The following is a 20,137-nucleotide window of genomic DNA, read 5'->3' as shown; positions in this document are numbered from 1 at the left end:
GACTCTGAGAAGGACTCGCAATAGCAGCGTCCCCAACAAAAAGGGGACCTGTAAACATGTTGAAGTCCGGGAATATGACGTCCTTTCTGGCGCTCGGTTGTGTTGGCGCCATGGCATTTGCAGCCAATGCAAGCGCACAAGGCGGGGAGCAGGCTGCGCGCTTGGGCGGCATGACCGTCACCGACAGCGCGATCGATGAATCGACGATCAAGGTGGAGAAGGCGGAATCGCCCAAATATACCCGGCCCCTTCTCGACACGCCGCAGACCATCACCGTCATCGGCAAGGAAACCATCCAGCAGCAAAATCTGCTCACCCTGCGCGACGTGCTGTCCACCGTGCCCGGCATCACCTTTGGCGCGGGCGAGGGCGGCTTTGGCTATGGCGACCGCATCATCCTGCGTGGACAGGACGCCAAGAATGACGTGACGATCGACGGCGTGCGTTCGGGCGCCTTCCTCAATCGCAACGAAGTCTATAATATCGAGCAGGTCGAAGTCACCAATGGCGCCAACTCGGTCATGAACGGCGGCGGATCGGTCGCCGGTACGATCAACCTTGTCACCAAGCGTCCGCTGGCCGACGATCAGACCATCCTCAACGCCGGCATCGGCACCGACAATTATTACCGCGCCACGATCGACGCCAACCAGCGCGTCAACGATCTGATCGCCGTGCGCCTGAACGCCGTCTATCACAAGAATGACGTGCCCGGCCGCGATGTCGAGGATTATGAGCGCTATGGCTTTGCCCCTGCCATCACCATCGGCATCGACGGCCCGACCAGCCTGACCGTGCAGGGCGAATATCTGCATGATGAAGCGATGCCCCAATATGGCGTGCGCTATTATCCGCGAGAGGGCGGCTTCCTTGAGGAATTCGATCGTTCGGGCTATTATGGCTTTGCCAATCTGGATCAGCAGAACAGCACGACCCGCTCGGTCCAGGCGATCTTCAGCCATCAGTTCAGCGACGCGGTCAAGATCCGCAACCTGACCCGCTACGAACATATTCGCCAGAATACGATCACCAGCCAGCCCAACGGCACCTTCTGCCTCTCGACCGGTTTCCAGCCCGCCGATGTTAATACCGGCATATCGGCCGCCTGCCCGGCGACGGTCCCCGCCGGCTATTATCTGCCCACCGGTGGCCGCGGCGTTCAGCGTTTCATCAACAATACGACCGCCTATAACCAGATCGACCTGAGCGCCGATTTCGATACCGGTGGCGTTGGGCATACGCTGGTCCTCGGCGCGTCGGCGCTGTGGGAACAATATCGGCAGGAGCAGGGTACGTTGCCCCGCAATGCCGACGGGTCCACGCCCGCTTTCCCGCTGGTCAACATTGCGAACCCCGGTGAGGTGGTTCAGGGGCCGGCCGGCTATAGCTATGGCAACAACGAATATAACGGTCCGATCAACTTCATCCGATCCAGCCGCGCGCTGGGCGAGCAGACCAGCTATGCCGCCTATCTGTTCGATACGCTCAAGTTCAGCGATTTCTTCGAAATCAACGGCGGCGTGCGCTATGAAAATGTGAAGGGGCTGAGCCGCAGCTTCGCCTACAACGCCACCGCCGGTTCGCCGACGCTGGGCCAGTTGACCACGGCGACCAGCTTCCCGCGCACGAACGACAATCTCTTCTCCTATCGCGTCGGCGCGGTGGTGAAGCCGACGCCGGACACCAGCCTCTATGTCGCCTATGGCAACAGCAAGCTGCCGTCCAAGGCCTCGGTCGACGGCACCTGCACCGTGGCCAATGCGGCCGGTGGCAGCGGCACTTGCTTCGTGAAGCCGGAAACCACGAAAAACTACGAGATCGGTGCCAAGGCCGACCTGTTCGACAAGAAGCTGCTGCTGACGCTGGCTGCCTTCCGCAACGATCGTGACCAGATCAAGGTCGTGTCGGGCGACCCGACCCTGCCGGATCAGGCGACCGATGGTCGCCAGCGGGTCGAAGGCATATCCTTCGGCGCATCGGGCAACATCACCAGCAACTGGACGATTTCGGCCAACTACATGTATCTGAAATCGAAGATCAAACAGGGCGTTTCGGACTATTGCCTGGATAATCCCGGCACGACGGACCCTGCGGCAGGTGCGTGCGCCAACAGTGCCGCTTTCCTCGACCCGACGGCCGGCTATGCGCTGACCAACACGCCCAAACATTCGGGCAGCCTGTTCACCACCTACCGTTTCGACTTTGGTCTGGAACTGGGCTATGGCCTGACCTATCAGGGCCGCTTCCTGCTGAACCAGCCATCGCTGGCACAGTTGAGCGCGGTCGGCGGCAGCACCTACGTCCCTTATTATGTGCCCAGCTACACCATCCATCGCCTGATGGTGAACTATCCGATCACGCCGAACCTGAAGGCGCAGGTCAACGTCCAGAATTTCACCAATGAGAAATATGTGACGACCGTGCGCAACGCCGTGGGTGGCAGCTGGGCGCAGCCGGCGCCGACCCGGTCGGCGGTGTTCAGCCTGAACTATCAGTTCTGATCCTTGCCTGGCCCCGGCCGCTGGCGGCCGGGGCCAGTTTTGCTGAATATTGCCAAAGCGCAATTGATTCGCATTAGGCTTCGCGTTATGGCGCGGAAAGGGAGGCGCTGTCATGCTGCAAGCCGCGAGTCTGCCGATCGACGACTATGATGCCATTGCGGAGCAGGCGGTCGCGCCCGCGCCCGTCATGTCCCGTTCGCCTGTCGACACAGGCCCTTCCGCCGCCGCTCGCTATGGCGCACGGTCGCGGCCCAATCTTCCTGCCATTGCGGCCATTCTTGTCCTGCATGCGCTGGCGATCGGCGCGCTCATTCAGGTCCGCAACCATGTGCAACGGGCGGAAGCCACGAAGCTGACGGTCGTCAACCTGACCCCGCCACCACCGCCCCCGGCAGCCGAAACGCCACCACCACCGCCGACCAAGCCGGCCGTGGTGGCGCCGCCGCCCATCGTGCAAACACCCGTGCCGGTCCAGACCGTGCAGACGACTCCCGATCCGACCCCGGTGCCGACCCCCATGCCCGTCGCGGTCACGGTGGCCGTGGCCGGCCCGCCGGCCCCCGTCGCGCCACCGGCCCCGCCCAGTATCGTGCAGGGCGGCGACCTCGGCGCGCAGATGGTAGCGGGCAGGCCGCCGCGCTATCCGATCGAAAGCCGTCGCAAACATGAACAGGGCACGGTGGTGCTGAGCCTGATCGTCGGGCTGGACGGGGCGGTCGAAAGCATCAGCGTGGCGCAAAGCAGCGGCTCCTCCCGGCTCGACAATGCCGCCCGCGACGCGGTGAAGGGCTGGCGCTGGAAGCCGATCCTGCGCAGCGGCCAGCCTGTGCGGGTCAAGGGCGTGGTCGAAATCCCCTTCATCCTGCGGACCGACGCCGCCTGACGGACACGCCTTTCCCATGCTGATTGCCATACCCGACCTGATCGACGCCGCCGGCGTCGCCGCCATCCGTTCCGTGATCGATGCCGCCGACTGGGTGGATGGCAACATCACCTCCGGCCACCAGTCCGCGCTGGCCAAGCGCAACCTGCAATTGCCCGAAGAAAGCGATGCCGCGAAACGGGCCGGGCAGATGGTGCTGGATGCGCTCGGCCAATCGCCCCTGTTCATCGCCGCCGCTCTGCCGCTCAAGATTTTCCTGCCCTTGTTCAACAGCTATGCCGGGGGTCAGAATTTCGGCGTTCATGTCGACAATGCCGTGCGGATCCAGGCCGGGACGGGCTTTCGCGTTCGCTCCGACCTGTCCATCACCGTCTTTCTGGAAGCGCCCGACGCTTATGATGGCGGCGAACTGACGATCGAGACCAATTTCGGCGTGCAGCAGGTGAAGCTGCCGGCGGGCCATGCGGTCCTCTATCCGTCCTCCTCGCTGCATCGGGTCGAGCCGGTGACGCGCGGGCGTCGGGTGGCCAGCTTCTTCTGGCTGCAATCGATGGTCCGCGACGATGGCGCACGGCAGATGCTGTTCGACCTCGACCGCAGCGTGCAGGGCGTCGCTGCTGCCATGGGGCAGGACCATGACGAGGTGATCCGCCTTACCGGCGTCTATCACAACCTGCTGCGCCGCTGGGCCGACGCCTGACGGGTTGGCGGCGACGAGAGGCGGACCTATCGCGATCCTTCCGATCTGTCCCATAGCCGTCACTCCAGCGAAGGCTGGGGTCTCAGGCGGTAGTAGAAGGAGGCCAACCGTCTCGCGCTATCCGTTGACGCAATGTGCGCCTGCCTGAGATCCCAGCTTTCGCTGGGATGACGGTATCCAGGGCGTACACTTAAAACCCGCCGGTCTCCTACCCACCCATTTCTGTCCTACACGCGCCGTTTGCGCTAACAGCCTATCCAGGCTGGAAGGATTGCTGCGGCCGACCGGCGATCGACATATAATGTCCAACTCTTGTAAGGAAATGTCTGAATCAGCGGGAAATGTGCGAAGTTAAGCGGGCCATTTCCTATTTGTCTTCACGCCAGCATCGCGGCCATTGCCGGCGTCATATATTCCTGCCCACCGTCGCGCGTGCGCATCACCAGGCGCGCCGCCAGCCCATGACGGGTGGCGAGGTGCATGCCGCGGTTCGGCCCCATCACGGTGATGGCGGTGGCCCAGGCGTCGGCCAGCATCGCCTGATCGTGCAGCACCGTCACCGATGCGACGCCTTCCTCGATCGGCTGGCCAGCTGCGGGATCGATGCTGTGGGAGAGGCGGGTGCCGTCTGCCATGCGGAAGCGGCGATAGTCGCCGGAGGTGGCGACGGCCATGTCGCACAGCGCGATGCGCAGGGTGGGGACGGGCAGGTCGGTGGGCGGTTCGACATCCACCCACCAGGGCTGAAGGTCGGGCTTTACGCCGTCGCCGCGCAATTCGCCGCCAATTTCGATCAGGAAATTCGTGACGCCCATGTCACGCAGCGCATACGCCACGGCATCGACGGCGAAACCCTTGGCTATGCCTGAGAAATCGAGCGCCACATCGGCCAGCCGTCGGGCATGGCCGCGCTCGACCTCGATTCGGGTCCAGGGCCGGGCGATGGCATAGGGCGATGCTAAAGCGTTCGGCCCGAACCCCCAATGATCGACGAGCCGGCCGATGGCGGGATCGAAGGCGCCGTCCGACAGCCGGGCCATGTCCAGCCCGGCGCGCAGCACGTCCAGCATATCGGCGGGCAGCTTTATCCATTCGCCCACCGGCGCGCGATTGAACTGGCTGATCGCGCTGTCCGCCTCCCAATGGCTCATCTGGTCGATGATGCGGGCGAGGACCGTCTCGATCGCAACGGCGCAGCCTGCGGGCGGTGCCACGATCTGGACCGACCAGCTGGTGCCCATGGTCGGGCCGCCATAGGACATGATTGCGCCCGGCTGTCGTCGCCCGACCAACTGATCGGGCGACAGGCCGGGCGCAATCGCGATGCGGACGCCATGGGACGCCGGCAGTGTCAGGGGGCCAGCACTTCCAGCGTGGTGATGTAGGATGCGCGGCGCTTCGGCGGGCCGGCCGGCGCCTGCGGGCGCGGCGGCGGCGGGGCGCCTTCGCCGGCCTTGGCGCCGGGAGCGCCGGGTCCACCTTCGCCGCCGGGGCCGCCCTCACGACCACCACCGATCGTGGCGTTCAGCCAATACATGCCCGGCTGCGGCCAGGTGATCGACGCCTTGCCTTCCTTGTCTGCGACAAGGTCGATCTGGCCCAGCGCGTCGCGATAGCGGATGCCGCCGGGAATGACCGTGATCTTCAGGCCCGCAGCGGGCTTGCCGTCCAGCAGAAACTGGAAGGTGGCCGCTTCGCCGGACACGAGATCGTTGGGATGGGTGACCGGGACCAGCTCGATGCCGACGCCGGCGGGCTTGAAGATGGTCGTGCTGGGCGCGCCCAGAGTCACGAAAATCTCGTTGCGGCTGGCCATTTCGGCGGTCTGCACATTGGTCGCCCCGGCGGGAATGACGCTGGCCAGCTTGTCCTTGGTCGTGCCGCGCGGCAGGCGTTCCTGCTTGCCGTTCAGCGTGTAGCTGCCCATCACGCCGGTCGACACATTGGCGATGCGGTATGTGCCGGGCTTGGTCAGATGGACGTCGAAGGTCGACCGATAGCGGCCCTTGGCGGCGTTTTCGATTTTCCCCGTCGCGCCGTCCGGTTCGGTCACGACGATATTGTCGGTCCCCATCGGGAAATGTTCGAAATAGAAGAGGTCGTTGGAGACGGCCGCGTCCACGGTGACCCAGCTGTCCGTGCCGGACAGGGTGGTGGAGGACGGCATCATCCACTGGCGATGGGCTTGCGCCGTGGTGGCGAGCGAAAGGGCGGCGAGCGCGCCCGCGATCAGAAATCTGGCCTTCATGGTCTTTCCCCTGTTACTTTCCGAAGCTGAGGGCGACGGCGCCCAATTCGCTGCTGCCCGCCGCGCGGACCGTTGCGCCTGGCTTTGGCGGCCAGGAGAAGGGCAGGCGGACGACTTCGCGGCCACCCACTTCGCGGGCGGCCTCGACCAGCAGCGTGTAATTGCCGGGCGCGAGCGTACCGAGCGGCCCCTTGCCGGCGATAAAGGCGATCTTCTGGTCGCCCGGCGCGCGGGTTGCGCCGCTGACGCCATCGACCGGGAAATTCAGCGCACGGCCCGATGCCCGCCACCATTGGCGCATGTCGCGCAGCCATTTGGTGCCTTCGCCCTTGGCCTTGTCATAATCATACCAGACCGCCAGGCTGCGGGGTGCCGCGCCCTCTTTTTCGACCCAGATGGCGACATAGGGACGATGATATTCTGCGACCGACAGGCGCGGAATATTGACGCTGACGTTGATCGTCTGGGCCGTGGCAGGAGCGGCGGCCCCTGCCACGCCCAGCGCGGCGGTGCCGGTCAGCAGCAGGCGATGGCTGATCTGCATAAGCGAAATAATCCCCCGTTAATGGATGAAGATGATGGCAAGGATCGCCGGAATGGCGAGGCCGGCGGCGACCAGTGGCCAGGTGCTTGGTCTTTTCTTGGCGTGCAGTTGCAGCAGGACGAGACCGGTCAGCGCGAAGACGAAGCAGGCGATCGAGAAGATGTCGATAAACCATTTCCATGGCGACCCGGCATTGCGGCCCTTGTGCAGATCGTTGAGATAGCTGATCCAGCCGCGGCTGGTGCTTTCGCTGGCCACCTTGCCGTCATGCCGGTCGATCGACACCCAGCCGTCCCCGCCGGGGCGGGGCAAGGCGAGATAGATTTCATCGGCCGACCATTCGGCGACGCCTTGCCCTGACTGGCCCACGGACTTTTCCACCCAGTCGGCGACGGGCGCGGGCAAGGGTTTCCTGGCATCGGGCGCATCGTCGGCCGCCACCTGTTTCAGCAGGTCGGCAGGCAGGGTGGCGCTTTTTTCGATCGTGTGCGGCGACGCTTCGACGTCTGCGGCGTGGTTGAGCGTGATGCCGGTAAAGGCGAAGAGCAACAGGCCGATGAGGCTGATCGCCGAGCTGACCCAGTGCCAGGTATGCAGCTGCTTCATCCAGAAGGCCTTGGCGCTCTTCTTCCTGGGCGTGTGGATGCGGGCGGTTCCGTGCATCGAAATAAAGTCTGTCCTGCGAAATGGCTATGCATCGCATAACGCGAACGACTCGCAGTTGCAAACGAGTCGCGCCGATAATCTTGTATCAAAATGTAAGAGGGTGCGACGAGCAGCCCCGGCGGGAGGATCGGCAGGCAGGCCTTGCTATTGACGATGCGGCCCACCACCTCTAGCCGCGCTGTATGCCTGATGTAACACGGATTAAATATGTCTGGTACGTCATGGATTTTGAAGGGCGTTGCGGGGAGAGCGCGGGGCCGCTGCTAGGAATATATTATGTTGGTGCCGGCCGTTGCTGCGGGAATGATGATGATGGGGGCGCAGGCGCAAGGCGCTGTACCGCAACTGGCTGTGGCTGCGGATGTTGCCGCGATACAGGATGCTTCCCCGGCCGTGCCGGCGGCGGTTGCCCCATCGCCAGCCGCCACGCCGCCCGCTCCGCAAGATGATGCCGCGCAGGATATTGTCGTCACGGGCGACAAGGGCGCGCCCAAGGGCGATCCGCTGGAGCAATTGAACGCCAAGAGTTTCGAAGCGGTGCAGTCGGTCGACAAGGCAGTCGTGGAGCCGGTGGCCAAGGCCTATAATAAGGGCCTGCCGCGCCCGGTGCGCAAGGGGCTGCGCAATTTCTTCTCCAACTTGCAGGACCCGGTGGTCGCCGCCGCCTATCTGCTCCAGTTCAAGCCGGGCAAGGCATTCGAGACGGTAGGGCGGTTCGGCGTCAATTCGACGCTGGGCTTTGTCGGCCTGTTCGATGTCGCCAAGCGCAAGCCGTTCAACCTGCCCCATCGCAACAATGGCCTGGCCAACACGCTGGGCTTCTATGGCATCGGGCCGGGTCCGTACATGTATCTGCCGATCGTCGGGCCGACGACGCTGCGCGACATTGTCGGCGACACGGTGGACAAGATGATCCTGCCCTTTGCCGTGGGCAAGCCGTTCAACAAACCCACCTATGTCATCCCTTCGACGATCCTGAACCAGCTGGGCGAGCGCGCCGCGTTCGACGAAACCATCACGGCGATCCGCAAGGAAGACGATCCCTATACCGTGTACAAGACCATGTATCTGCGCCAGCGCAAGGCGGAGATCGAGGCGCTGCACGGACGGGTGTCCGACGAAAAATTCGTGCCCATCTATGGCGAGGATATCCGCACGCCGGGCAAGAAGGACGCACCCAAGCTGGTGGTGCCCGATACCTATGGCGACGATGTAGAAGACGAGCCGGCAACAGATACGCCGCCGCAATCGTAATATCGCGATGCCATAGGGTGTAGCGTTCCCCGGCCGTCGCCGGGGAACGCAGGGGCGGTGGCTCACATCAAGACATTGGCTCGCGGAAAAATCGACGCATGAAAAAGGGGCGCCATCCGCATGGGATGGCGCCCCTTTTTTTTGTTGTGGAGTGGATCAGCGCCCCAGCAAGCCGCGCGCCTGTCCCGCAATCTCCGCCAGCATGGCGACATTGGGGGTCGCGGCGGCCTTGGCGCGCTGGACCAGCGTACGGAACTGGCGGACGCGGGCGCCCTTGGCCTGCAACCAGTCTTCGACGTGAGTGGCGACGTCCTTGCCCTTCCCCTGGGCCAGGAAGTCGAGACGGACCTGCTGCATGTCGCGGGCGACGCCGGAAATCAGCAGCCGCTCCCACGGATCGGTCGGTTCCATGCGCGCGGCCGCGGACTGGACCCAATCGATGCCGACCGCTTCGCCCAGATGGGTGAAGGCACGGGTCAGCGCGACTTCCTCCACGCCCATGCGGGCGGCGAGCGAGGCGATGCCGACGGCGCCATCCAGCTTGAACAGGCCGGCGGTGCGCACTGCCAGCGTTTCCGGCGCGCCAAGGCCGATCAGCCTGTCGGTGACGGCGGCGGTGCGGCGCTGCGCCTCGCTGGTCAGCAGGTCATCGACCTGGCTGGCCAGCAGGCCGACGCCTGTGGCCAGTCGCTCATGCCCTTCGGCCGGCAACGTACCGGCGGGCAGGGCGCGCAATATGTCGGCTATCTGCGCCCGCATGCCGCCGGCAATGTCGCTGAACAGGGCAAGCCGCGCACCTTCCGACATATCCGCCGCGTCGATATCCGCCCAGAGCGTGCCGATATCGTACAGGCGTTCCGCGATCAGGAAGGCGCTGGCCAGATCCGCGAGCGAGCAGCCTTCCTCCTCCGCCAGCTCGAACGGATGGATGAGGCCCAGACGATTGACGATGCGGTTGGCGACCTTGGTGGCGATGATCTCCTTCCTGAGCGCATGGCCGGCGATCGCGTCCGCTTCCTTCTTCTGCATCGCTTCCGGGAAGGCGGCCATCAGTTCGGCGATCATGCTGTCGTCCGTGGCAAGCTCGCCATGTTCGATCGCATCCTGCAAGGCGAGCTTGGCGGTCGAAAGCAGCACGGCGAGTTCCGGGCGGGTGAGACCCTGACCGTCCTGTCCACGGCGTAGCAACTGGTCGTTGGCGGCCAGCCCCTCCACCTGCCGGTCGAGCCGCCCGGTTTCCTCGAACGTCTCGATCAGGCGGACATAGGAGGCCAGATCGGCCGCACCGCCCGCTTCGGCGATGGAGAGGCCAAGCGCCTGGAGCCGATTATCCTCCAGCACGATGTCGCCCACCGCGTCGGTCATGCTTTCCAGCAACGTGTTGCGCTTGTCGAAGGGCAGGCGGCCTTCGGCCATCTCCTTATTCAGCGCGATCTTGATGTTGACCTCATTATCCGAACAATCGACGCCCGCGCTATTGTCGATGAAGTCGGTGTTGATCCGCCCGCCATGCAGCGAGAAGGCGATGCGGCCCGCCTGGGTCGTGCCCAGGTTCGCACCCTCGCCGATCACCTTGACGCGCAGCTGTTCGGCATTGACGCGCAGCCGGTCATTGGCCGGATCGCCGACATCGCCATGGCTTTGCGCGGCGGCCTTCACATAGGTGCCGATGCCGCCGAACCACAGCAGGTCGGCAGGCGCCTTGAGGATCGCGGAGATAAGCGCGGCCGGCTCCATCTCCTTGTCCTGAACGTCCAGGATCGCCTGCATTTCGGGCGTCAGCGCAATGCGTTTCAGCGCGCGGGAGAAGACGCCGCCGCCCTTGGAAATCAGCGCCTTGTCATAATCTTCCCAGCTGGATCGCGGCAAGGCGAACATACGGTTGCGCTCTTCCCAGCTCTTGGCCGGATCGGGCGAGGGGTCGAAGAAGATGTGGCGATGGTCGAAGGCAGCGACCAGCTTGATCGCCTTGCTGAGGAGCATGCCATTGCCGAACACGTCGCCCGACATGTCGCCGCAGCCCACGACGCTGACCGGCTCGCTCTGCACATCGACGCCCATTTCGGCAAAGTGGCGCTGGACCGAAATCCATGCGCCACGCGCCGTGATGCCCATCGCCTTGTGATCGTAACCGTTGGAGCCGCCGCTGGCGAAGGCGTCGCCCAGCCAGAAGCCGCGATCCAGCGCGATGGCGTTGGCGACGTCGGAGAAAGTCGCCGTGCCCTTGTCCGCCGCGACGACGAAATAGGGATCGTCGCCGTCATGCACGACGACGTCGGCGGGGTGCTGCACCGTGTTCGTCACGATATTGTCGGTGATCGACAGCAAGGATCGGATGAAGATGCGATAGCTTTCGGTGCCTTCGGCGATCCAGGCGTCGCGATCGGCCTGCGGATTGGGCAGTTGCTTGGGATAGAATCCGCCCTTTGCGCCGGTCGGTACGATGACGGCATTCTTCACGCGCTGCGCCTTCATGAGGCCCAGGATTTCGGTGCGGAAATCGTCGCGGCGGTCGGACCAGCGCAGGCCGCCACGGGCGACCGGGCCGGCGCGCAGGTGGATACCCTCGACACGCGGGGAATAGACCCAGATTTCGCGCCAGGGCAGCGGCGCCGGCAGGCCGGGCACCAGGGCGCTGTCCAGCTTGAAGGCGATCGCCTCCTGCGCGGCGGGGGCGTAGAAATTGGTGCGCAGCGTGGCGGTGATGACGGCGCGCAGCAGGCGCAGGATGCGATCTTCGTCGATCGCCGTCACCTGCTCCAGCCCGGCGTCGATGTCGGATTGCGCCTGCGCGATGCGGTCGGCCGCGCCATCCTGCGTGGCGGGATCATGCAGCGCTTCGAACAGGGTGATGAGGGTGTTGGCGATGCCCTGCGCCTTGCGAAGCGTATCGGCGAAGGTCGCCATGCCATAGGCGACGCCCGCCTGACGCAGATAGCGATAGAGGGCGCGGAACAGCACGACGGAGCGCGGCGCGAGGCCGGCGGTCACGATCAGTTCGTTCAGCCGGTCATTTTCCGCCACGCCTTCCAGTACCTGGGCGATGGCTTCTGTCACCACCTCGGCGCGATCGACCACCAGCTGCGCATTATCGCCGGTTGGCAGTTCCAGCACGAAGCGCTGGACATGGCCCAGCGTGCCGCCTTCGGCCGCGCTGCCGCTGATCGCGGTGGTCATTTCCTCGATCACGCGGAAGCCGAAATTCTCGAAGGCGGGAACGACTTCGGACAGGGCGACGCTGACATGGCTGTAGAGTTTAAGCCGCAGACGTTGGGCGCTGTCTTCGGGATTGCGGTAGATGCGGATCGACTTGTCGCCGTCCCCGGACAGGGCATGGATCAGGCGGATGTCGACGGCGGCTTCTTCCGGACCTGCGCCGTTGCGATAGGCGAGCGGGAAGCCGCCGCCATAACGCTGCGCCATGGCGGCGGCGCGGCCTGGCTCCTCGGTAACGGCCAGCGCTTCTTCGACCGCCGGAATCCAGCCACGCACCATCTGCTTGAGCATCCGGTCGAGCGCGACGTCATCGGGTACGATCCCGCCATCGCGCAGGTCGAGCGTGATGCGTAGCAGCGCTAGGCCGCCTTCCTCCAGCGCGATCGACCAGCTGAGCACCGTGCCATGGCTCTTGAGCGCCAGCATGTCCTGAATGCTCACGCGGCGGGCGGTGGACAGCTCGTCGCGCGGCAGCCAGACGAAGGCATAGAGGTGACGCGCCAGCGCGCTGGTGGCGAGCGCCAGCTTGGGCCGCGGCCGATCCGTCAGCGACATGAAGGTCAGCGCCAGTCGCTCCAGCGTGTCGCGGTCGAAGCCGATCGTGATGTCGTGGGGCAGGGCGGTCAGCGCATGGGCCAGCGTCTTGCCGGCATGGCCCTGCGGGTCGAAGCCGAACTTGTCCATCAGCGTGGACAGGGCGGAGCGCAGCAGAGGCACCTTGTCCGGGGTCGCCGACAGGCCGGAACTGGTCCACATGCCGGCATGGATCGACAGGGCCTTGACCGTCTTGCCGTCCCGCACCGGAATGATGATGAGGTCGAGCAGTACCAGGCGATGGACGCGCGAAATCCGGCTGGACTTGATGATGAGCGGGGTGCGCTTGCCCTCCTCGAACCAAGTGAAGGCCGCCTCCAGCGAGGCGGGCGCGATCAGCGGCTTGTCATGGCGGGTGCAGATGCCGAGCGGCGCGCTGCTGCTGCCGTCGCGGTGCAGGATTTCATGGCCGGTCTGGGTGAAATGGCGGGTCAGGAACCAGCGCAGCAGGGCGGCCCCTTCCTCATCCGGCACGGCATCGGCATCGGCGGCCATCGCCGACTGCATCTTGGGCCAGTCGGCGACCGCGACGCGCACGTCGGCCAGCGTTTCCTGCAAGGATTTTTCGAGCGCCCGGCGCGCCTTCGCATCGGCGCGGTCGGTTTCGATATAGATCATGGATTCGCGGCGGGCGCCGGACGCATCCTCTTCGAACAGGCCGGTCAGCGCGCCATCGCCGTCGCGCGTCACGAACAGCACGGGATGGAGCAGACGGTGGATGGTGATGTCGGCCGCCGCCAGCGCATTGGCGATGGAATCGACCAGGAAGGGCATGTCGTCATTGATGATGGCGAGCCGCATGAAGCGGCCGTTGGCGCCTTCGCCCATCGTCTCCACCGCGATCGCCTCATGGCCCGGCTTGCGGCCATTGGCGGTACGGCCCAGAAATGCGGCGGCGCCAGCCAGTGCGGTCTCGTCAAACCCCTCGCTTTCGCCGGGCAGGGCGCCCCGGCTGAGCGCGCCTTCCAGCGCCTCGCGAATATTCTGGTCGACTTCCTTGTTCTTCGCTTCCGCCAGCGCCGTCATTCGCTCACCTCTTGCCACGGGTCTGTCCCGCATGATTCATAACGGAGGAGGCGCTGGATCGCCGCCATGCGACTCCTCGGCTTTAGGGCCGCCTATATGCGCCCGGCCAAGAGGCGGCTCAACCCTTGCAGGAAATAAAATTTCCGATTTTTGAAATAATATGATGCAACGCAACATGGCCCGCGCGCGATGTGCGGGGCCGGTCGGTCGAGGCGACTATCGTTCAGCCCGCGCAGCATGTCGAGCGCGGATGCGCACAGTCCGGACCTATTTTCTGACGAGTTGACGGCAGATCATGGCCGGACCTGCCGTATCAGCGCGCGGCGGCGCTGATCACCCGCTGGTTGAGATCGCTGTCACCCGGCAGGGCGGCGACGATCGCCAGCGTGCCATCGGCCTCGCGCCGGGCGATGACGACGGCCAGGCCATCGGCATCGGTGGCGACGGCGACCGGATCTATCGCGACGGCGGCCTTTACCGCGTCCCGCGCCATCTGGCGGCGATCGGGCCTGGCGGGGGCCTGCGACCGGCGCTGGGCACGTTCGTCGCGGACCAGCGCCTTGAGGCCACCGACATAGTCGGACAGATAGGCGGCCAACGATCCGACGCTCAGGCCCGCGGTCATCGCATGGTCCAGCGCGGTCGCATATTCGGTGATGCGCGTCTTGTCGTAAGTGGCTCCGAAGACCAGTTTGATGACGGCAGTCATCGGGCTGCGGGCCTGCGCCTTGATGCCATAATCATGCAGCAGTTCGGCATAGTCGTCCGGGCGGACGCGGGCGACCTGTGCGAAATCATAGGAGAGGCTGACGGCGCGATAGAGGGCGGCATGGCTGCGCGCCTCGCTGATCCGCACACGGGCCGCGCCATCGCGGGCGATGGCCAGCCAGTCGGCCAGCGGCGCATCCTCGGTCGGACATTCCATGCCGGTAAGGTCGAGCGCGTCGTCGTCCTCATCATCCGCTTCGATACCGAAGGCCAAGCTGTTGCTCTGCTGGTCGGCGGCGGGGCCGTCGGCCCAGATCGGCGCGGTGTCGCGCGCCGCCGGCGCGCTGCGCATCGCCTCGTCCACTTCCAGTTCCAGCGCATCGGTCAGGCTGCGGCTGGCCAGCTCCTTCCAGTTGATGACGCCGAATACGAAGTCGATCGTTTCGTCGTCGGACGAGAAGGGCATCAATATGCCGCGATACATGATTTCCGCACCGCGCTGGTTGACGAATTCGGCTTCGAAGCCGATCGGCGCGGCATTGGCGATGATTTGCAGATAATGGTCGGTCAGGCGCGACAGCAGCGACCGGGCCGGCACATCGTCGATATAGGCGATCGCGCCTTCTATCTGACATTCGGCGCGCAGCGCGGCGCCCAGATAGACGATGGCGGGATTGTCCAGGCCCACGCTGAAATCGAGCAGCACCGAATAGGGACCGAAATCCTCCAGCTGTTCGGGGGCCAGATCCTCGATCGAGGGCAGGGTGCGGTCGCCCAGCAACGACGCCCAATAATTATAGGCGCGCACCTGCATGCGCCGTTCATCGGAGATGACGGCGGGCGGCGCATCCATCTGCGCGTCGCCGACATAGTCGAAATCGTCCTCGTCATTGGCGGCATCATGCCCCCGCAGCGTGTCCATTCGATCGTCCTACCTTGCGCTGAAAAACTATTCCGGGACTCGACAGTGGCACGGGATGGTAAATTTGGCGTAAACAGGATGGCGCGGATTGGCCGGGGCAGGGCGAACGGGATGCGGGCGGAAAAAAGGCGCGCGCGGAGTGAAATGCCCGCTTGTCCAATCGCCCAACCGCTGTTATCTGCCCGCCCCGACGCCGCTTTAGCTCAGTTGGTAGAGCACATCATTCGTAATGATGGGGTCACGTGTTCGAGTCACGTAAGCGGCACCAGCCTTTCAGCAGGAAATCCTCGAAAACCTAGCGAAAGTGCCTTTCGGCCGATGGCTGCAAGGTTGCTCGGTTTATCTGCCTTTGGGCTGATCCACGTGGGGATCTGGACGAGCGCCAACAACCGAGCGCGCGCTGATTTATGGACCGCTATCGGCATCAGCGGGCTGGCAACTCTTGCGCGACAACATACTCAAGCAGCCATTCGATTGGAGGCTTGTTCAGAGCGGGCTGTCTCTTCTCCCACCCTTAGCTGACGAGCTGCTCTCGCTTCTTTGCCGCTTCGAAAGTGCGCTTCTCAAACCCGCTTGCCAGCTTGTTCATTCATGCGGTTGGCCAGGCATTGACGCGATCCAACCTTGCTTGATCAAGGATGGCCGTACACGGGACGGGAATCCAGTCCTCGCGATTGGACGCGCTGTCATCATCGTCAGCTGTCTTGTAATATCAGCTGGTGACGAAACATGCCGTATAGCCGGATGGTGATATCATCATTGGGACCGGAAGCGCAGCGCTTCAAGCAGCATCTTGAACGCGGGAGAAGGCTGCCTGCGACTGGTGTAATAGAGATAATATCCATCGAAAGGCTCGCACCATTCGTCGAGCACGCGAACGAGAGATCCGTCTGAAAAGTGATCGAGAACATGATCCTCGACCATGAAAGCGATCCCATGTCCGGCAAGCGCTGCTGTCATGATGAGGTGCGCGTCGTTGAACACCAATTGACCCTGGGCCTTGACCCTCAGCTCCTTGCCGCCGCGCTCGAATTCCCAGGCATATAGTCCGCCGGACGTGGACATTCGCAGACTGATGCAATTGTGTTTCGCCAGATCATAAGGCGTTAGGGGCGTTCCCTGGCGAGCCAGGTAGGATGGAGAAGCGAACGCAGCCATTCGGAGTTTCGGACCGATTGGCACCGCAATCATGTCCTGTTCCAACGCTTCGCCAAGGCGCACGCCGGCATCATATCGATCGGCAACGATATCCACAAAGCCACCCTCGATACTGACTTCGATGTTCAAGTCGGGATTTTCGGCCGTCAGGCGGTCGATGACCGGCCACAGCACCGCACGCGCCGCATGAGCGCTGGACGTAATTCGAACAGTCCCTCCGGGACGTTGGCGAAGCTCCGTCAGCGTCGCCAGCTTGTCATCGATCGTATCGAATGCAGGTCGCAGCGTCTCGATCAGACGTTCACCGGCCTCCGTCGGCGCGACGCTGCGGGTCGTGCGGGTAAGCAACCGCAGCCCCAATTTGGCCTCCAGGCGGCGCACGGTATGGCTCAGCGCTGATTGCGAAATGCCCAGCTTTGCCGCTGCCCTGGTAAAGCTACGCTCCTCTGCGACGGCCAGAAACATTGCAAGATTGCCCAATTCTTCACGTTTCATATTCAGCCTGGCCGATCAAGTTTCATGACATGATGTCATAGACCCAAGCGATTTGCCCTGTCTAATTGTCAGAGCGGCTTCACGCTACCTTTCGATCATCATGGCCCGGCATGTGAGCAACGGGCCAAACGAGGATTTTGATGATGCAGAAGCGCATATTGGGCCGCAGCGGCCTTGAGGTGTCGGCTCTTGGGCTTGGATGCATGGGGCTGAGCTATGGCTACGGCCCCGCGACCGATCGCACGGAGGCGGTATCCCTGCTGCGCGCGGCGCACGATCGCGGCATTACCTTCTTCGACACGGCCGAAGCCTATGGGCCGGGGGACAATGAGGAGGTTGTCGGCGAAGCACTGGCGCCGGTTCGCGATCGGGTGGTGATCGCCACCAAATTCGGGTTCGAGAACGGCAAACCGGGTGATGGCTTGAACAGCCGTCCCGAGCGTATCCGGCAGGTCGCGAACGAGGCGCTGTCCCGATTGCGCACCGATTGCATCGACCTTTTCTATCAGCACCGCGTCGATCCCAATGTGCCGATTGAGGACGTGGCCGGAACGGTTCGCGACCTGATCGCCGAGGGCAAGGTCAAACATTTCGGCCTGTCGGAAGCCGGCCCCGACACAATCCGACGCGCCCATGCGGTGCAGCCCGTCGCGGCACTTCAAAGCGAATATTCGATGTTCTGGCGCGAGCCGGAGTCAGAGATCCTGCCACTGCTCGAAGAGCTGGGGATCGGCTTCGTGCCGTTTGCACCGCTCGGCAAGGGCTTTCTCACCGGCAAGCTGAAGGCCGACACCATTTTCGCGGCCGATGACTTCCGCAGCACCGTGCCGCGCTTCCAGGCGGATGCGATGGCGGCGAACCAGGCGCTTGTCGATCTGGTCACGACGATCGCCGGCGAGAAGGGGGCCACGCCCGCGCAGGTCGCGCTTGCATGGCTGCTCGCACAGCGTCCCTGGATCGTGCCCATCCCTGGTACGACCAAGCTCCACCGGCTGGAGGAGAACCTGGGGGGTGCCGATCTGGCGCTGACCGATCAGGACCTGGCGCGCATCGCCGACGCCCTGTCGGGGATCGAAGTTCATGGCGAGCGCTATGCGGCCTCGCATCAGCAGTTCGTAAATCGCTGAACCGATCGAGGACCACGCCCATGACCAGCAACGTTCCCTGCGTCACGCTCAACAACGGCGTTAAGATGCCGATCCTTGGCTTCGGCGTGTTTCAGGTGCCAGATCCCGCAGAATGCGAGCGAAGCGTCCGCGACGCGATCGACGTCGGCTATCGCCTGCTCGATACCGCTGCGTCCTACGGCAACGAGGAGGCGGTTGGCGCTGCCATCAAAAGCCACGGCATCGATCGAAGCGAGCTGTTCGTCACCACCAAGCTCTGGGTCCAGGATGCCAGCTACGAAGGAGCAAAGGCCGCCTTCGAGCGGTCGATCAACAAGCTCGAGCTGGACTATCTCGACCTATGGCTGATCCATCAACCCTATGGCGACGTGTACGGCGCATGGCGCGCGATGGAAGAACTGTACAAGGCGGGACGCATCCGCGCGATCGGGGTCAGCAACTTCTACCCTGATCGCCTTGTCGACTTCGTGCTGCACAACGCGGTCAAGCCGGCGGTCAACCAGATCGAGATCCATCCTTTCCACCAGCAGACCGACGCGGTGAAGATCCTTGAGGAGCACGGCGTCCAGCCAGAGGCATGGGGACCGTTCGCGGAGGGCAAGAACGGCCTGTTCACGAACGCGCTGTTGCAGCCGATCGCCGACAAGCATGGCAAGAGCATCGCTCAGGTCGTGCTTCGCTGGCTGACCGACCGGGGCATCGTCGCGATCCCCAAATCGGTACGCAAGGAGCGCATGGCGCAGAATTTCGATATTTTCGATTTCGATCTCGACGCCGGCGACCGCGATGCCATCGCCCAGCTCGATCGGAACATCAGCAGCTTTTTCGATCATCGCGATCCGGCGATGGTGAAGTGGCTCGGCGAACGGAAGCTGTGATCGTCGTGGCCGGGCTGATGAGCGGGTGAGATGGGAGACGAGACTATGAAGATCGCTACCGCAACTGCCGCCGCTCTGGCGATGGCCGTGCCTGTCGAGGCGCAGGATCGTCCCTCGGTTGCGCCCAAGAACATGCAGGCAATCGCGCCGGCATTGGCTGGCTATACCGACCGGGTGCTGTTTGGCGACCTGTGGGTGCGACCCGAGCTGGCTCCGCGCGACCGCAGCATCGTCACTCTGTCGGTGCTGATTGCCATGGGCAAGACCGCGCAGATGACGAGCCATCTCAATCGTGGCCTCGATAACGGTATCAAGCCGTCCGAGGTGGCCGGCATGGTGACGCAGCTCGCCTTCTATACCGGGTGGCCGAACGCCGTGTCGGCCTTGAACGAGGTCGAGAAGCTATTTGCCGCACGCCATGTCGATCTACAGTCGCTTGCAGCGGTGCCTCCGGCCACCGCGCCGCTCCCCGCATCCGATCCCGCGCGTGCCGCGACCGTCAACAGGACGCTCGCCCCGATCGCACCCAAGCTTGCGCAGCTGACCAACGATGTCGTGTTCGCCGACTTGTGGCGGCGTACCGACTTGTCGCCCCGCGACCGCAGCCTTGTCACCATCGCCGCGCTTTCCGCAGGGGGTGACGGCGACCAGCTTGCTTTCCATGTCCAGCGCGGTCTCGAAAACGGGCTGACCCAAGCGCAGATCGTTGAGGCCCTGACTCATCTCGCTTTCTACGCAGGATGGCCGAAGGCGAACGCCGCCATTGGCGTCGCGGGCAAGGTGTTTGCCAGACAAGAGGTTGCCGCCATGTCAGACGTTCAGGTCATTCGTCCCGGCCAAGAGCCAAAATCTGGTCCCGCCGACTATTTCACCGGCAGCGTGTCCGTCGCATCGCCCTTCAAAGGCACCGGCGATGCGCGCCTCGGCGGTGCGACGGTAACGTTCCAGCCGGGCGCGCATACGAACTGGCACACGCATCCGCTGGGGCAACTGCTGATCGTCACCGCTGGACACGGATGGGTCCAGGCCGATGGCGAGGCTGCCATGCCGATCGCGACGGGGGACACCGTGTTTATCTCGCCGGGCGTCAAGCACTGGCATGGTGCAGCGCGCGACAGCGTGATGACCCATGTCGCGGTCTCCGAAGCGCTCGATGGTATGTCCGTGACATGGCTCGAACCAGTCGCGGACGAGTTATACAACAAGCTGTAACAGGA

14 protein-coding genes and 1 tRNA gene are annotated in these 20,137 nt (G+C 63.9%); 8 read left to right on the top strand and 7 right to left on the bottom strand.

Going from position 1 to position 20,137, the window contains the following annotated elements; translation table 11 throughout:
- The first annotated feature begins 56 nt into the window (after positions 1–56).
- The 3 genes from AC07UX_RS08725 (at position 57) to AC07UX_RS08715 (ending at position 4,084) form a co-directional block, all read left to right on the top strand.
- Positions 57–2,501, top strand: coding sequence for a TonB-dependent receptor (locus AC07UX_RS08725; RefSeq protein ID WP_495191509.1), 2,445 nt, complete (start codon positions 57–59; stop codon positions 2,499–2,501).
- A 112-nt stretch (positions 2,502–2,613) separates the two neighbouring features.
- On the top strand, positions 2,614–3,384 hold the full coding sequence (locus AC07UX_RS08720) for an energy transducer TonB (protein ID WP_495191508.1): 771 nt from the start codon (positions 2,614–2,616) through the stop codon (positions 3,382–3,384).
- A gap of 16 nt (positions 3,385–3,400) precedes the next feature.
- Complete coding sequence (locus AC07UX_RS08715; protein ID WP_495191507.1) at positions 3,401–4,084, top strand: Fe2+-dependent dioxygenase; 684 nt, start codon at positions 3,401–3,403, stop codon at positions 4,082–4,084.
- Between the two features lie 377 nt (positions 4,085–4,461).
- Here the strand turns inward: AC07UX_RS08715 and AC07UX_RS08710 are convergent, their stop codons facing one another.
- From AC07UX_RS08710 to AC07UX_RS08695, 4 genes are all read right to left on the bottom strand, one after another.
- Positions 4,462–5,325 (bottom strand): FAD:protein FMN transferase, encoded by an 864-nt coding sequence (locus AC07UX_RS08710; RefSeq protein ID WP_495191840.1) that lies wholly within the window; start codon positions 5,323–5,325, stop codon positions 4,462–4,464.
- 110 nt (positions 5,326–5,435) lie between these two features.
- A complete protein-coding gene (locus AC07UX_RS08705; protein WP_495191506.1) occupies positions 5,436–6,332 on the bottom strand; it encodes a DUF4198 domain-containing protein in 897 nt (298 codons plus the stop codon).
- Between the two features lie 13 nt (positions 6,333–6,345).
- Entirely contained in the window at positions 6,346–6,876 is a 531-nt protein-coding gene (locus AC07UX_RS08700; protein WP_495191505.1) for a DUF2271 domain-containing protein, read from the bottom strand.
- 18 nt (positions 6,877–6,894) lie between these two features.
- On the bottom strand, positions 6,895–7,539 hold the full coding sequence (locus tag AC07UX_RS08695) for a PepSY-associated TM helix domain-containing protein (RefSeq protein ID WP_495191504.1): 645 nt from the start codon (positions 7,537–7,539) through the stop codon (positions 6,895–6,897).
- A gap of 279 nt (positions 7,540–7,818) precedes the next feature.
- Between AC07UX_RS08695 and AC07UX_RS08690 the strand changes: the two genes are divergently transcribed.
- Positions 7,819–8,796, top strand: a complete 978-nt coding sequence (locus AC07UX_RS08690) for an MlaA family lipoprotein (RefSeq protein WP_495191503.1) — start codon at positions 7,819–7,821, stop codon at positions 8,794–8,796.
- A 156-nt stretch (positions 8,797–8,952) separates the two neighbouring features.
- On the opposite strand, the gene AC07UX_RS08685 is transcribed toward AC07UX_RS08690, so the two are convergent.
- Positions 8,953–13,632 carry an NAD-glutamate dehydrogenase gene (locus tag AC07UX_RS08685; protein ID WP_495191502.1) on the bottom strand — a complete coding sequence of 1,560 codons (4,680 nt, stop codon included), beginning with the start codon at positions 13,630–13,632 and terminating at the stop codon, positions 8,953–8,955.
- Between the two features lie 313 nt (positions 13,633–13,945).
- A complete protein-coding gene (locus AC07UX_RS08680; protein ID WP_495191501.1) occupies positions 13,946–15,262 on the bottom strand; it encodes a PAS domain-containing protein in 1,317 nt (438 codons plus the stop codon).
- 192 nt (positions 15,263–15,454) lie between these two features.
- On the opposite strand from AC07UX_RS08680, the gene AC07UX_RS08675 reads away from it, so the two are divergent.
- Positions 15,455–15,530 (top strand) — tRNA-Thr (locus AC07UX_RS08675).
- Between the two features lie 488 nt (positions 15,531–16,018).
- Here AC07UX_RS08675 and AC07UX_RS08670 read toward each other — a convergent pair.
- A complete protein-coding gene (locus tag AC07UX_RS08670) occupies positions 16,019–16,915 on the bottom strand; it encodes a LysR family transcriptional regulator (RefSeq protein WP_495191500.1) in 897 nt (298 codons plus the stop codon).
- A 143-nt stretch (positions 16,916–17,058) separates the two neighbouring features.
- On the opposite strand from AC07UX_RS08670, the gene AC07UX_RS08665 reads away from it, so the two are divergent.
- From AC07UX_RS08665 to AC07UX_RS08655, 3 genes are read left to right on the top strand one after another with little or no spacing between them, the layout of a single operon-like run.
- Positions 17,059–18,042 (top strand): aldo/keto reductase, encoded by a 984-nt coding sequence (locus AC07UX_RS08665; protein WP_495191839.1) that lies wholly within the window; start codon positions 17,059–17,061, stop codon positions 18,040–18,042.
- A gap of 20 nt (positions 18,043–18,062) precedes the next feature.
- Entirely contained in the window at positions 18,063–18,920 is an 858-nt protein-coding gene (locus tag AC07UX_RS08660; protein WP_495191499.1) for an aldo/keto reductase, read from the top strand.
- A gap of 45 nt (positions 18,921–18,965) precedes the next feature.
- The gene (locus AC07UX_RS08655; RefSeq protein WP_495191498.1) at positions 18,966–20,132 is read left to right on the top strand and encodes a (R)-mandelonitrile lyase; all 1,167 of its coding nucleotides are present in this window, start codon (positions 18,966–18,968) and stop codon (positions 20,130–20,132) included.
- Positions 20,133–20,137: the final 5 nt, after the last annotated feature.

This window comes from Sphingobium sp. GW821-FHT02B05, assembly GCF_059421905.1.
The sequence above is the reverse complement of the archived record's forward strand: the minus strand, read 5'-3'. Positions and strand labels throughout refer to the sequence as shown.

Coding starts and splice junctions, on each gene's coding strand:
- AC07UX_RS08725 (WP_495191509.1), top strand. CDS start 57: ATGTTGAAGTCCGGGAATATGACGTCCTTTCTGGCGCTCGGTTGTGTT.
- AC07UX_RS08720 (WP_495191508.1), top strand. CDS start 2,614: ATGCTGCAAGCCGCGAGTCTGCCGATCGACGACTATGATGCCATTGCG.
- AC07UX_RS08715 (WP_495191507.1), top strand. CDS start 3,401: ATGCTGATTGCCATACCCGACCTGATCGACGCCGCCGGCGTCGCCGCC.
- AC07UX_RS08710 (WP_495191840.1), bottom strand. CDS start 5,325: ATGGGCACCAGCTGGTCGGTCCAGATCGTGGCACCGCCCGCAGGCTGC.
- AC07UX_RS08705 (WP_495191506.1), bottom strand. CDS start 6,332: ATGAAGGCCAGATTTCTGATCGCGGGCGCGCTCGCCGCCCTTTCGCTC.
- AC07UX_RS08700 (WP_495191505.1), bottom strand. CDS start 6,876: ATGCAGATCAGCCATCGCCTGCTGCTGACCGGCACCGCCGCGCTGGGC.
- AC07UX_RS08695 (WP_495191504.1), bottom strand. CDS start 7,539: ATGCACGGAACCGCCCGCATCCACACGCCCAGGAAGAAGAGCGCCAAG.
- AC07UX_RS08690 (WP_495191503.1), top strand. CDS start 7,819: ATGTTGGTGCCGGCCGTTGCTGCGGGAATGATGATGATGGGGGCGCAG.
- AC07UX_RS08685 (WP_495191502.1), bottom strand. CDS start 13,632: ATGACGGCGCTGGCGGAAGCGAAGAACAAGGAAGTCGACCAGAATATT.
- AC07UX_RS08680 (WP_495191501.1), bottom strand. CDS start 15,262: ATGGACACGCTGCGGGGGCATGATGCCGCCAATGACGAGGACGATTTC.
- AC07UX_RS08670 (WP_495191500.1), bottom strand. CDS start 16,915: ATGAAACGTGAAGAATTGGGCAATCTTGCAATGTTTCTGGCCGTCGCA.
- AC07UX_RS08665 (WP_495191839.1), top strand. CDS start 17,059: ATGCAGAAGCGCATATTGGGCCGCAGCGGCCTTGAGGTGTCGGCTCTT.
- AC07UX_RS08660 (WP_495191499.1), top strand. CDS start 18,063: ATGACCAGCAACGTTCCCTGCGTCACGCTCAACAACGGCGTTAAGATG.
- AC07UX_RS08655 (WP_495191498.1), top strand. CDS start 18,966: ATGAAGATCGCTACCGCAACTGCCGCCGCTCTGGCGATGGCCGTGCCT.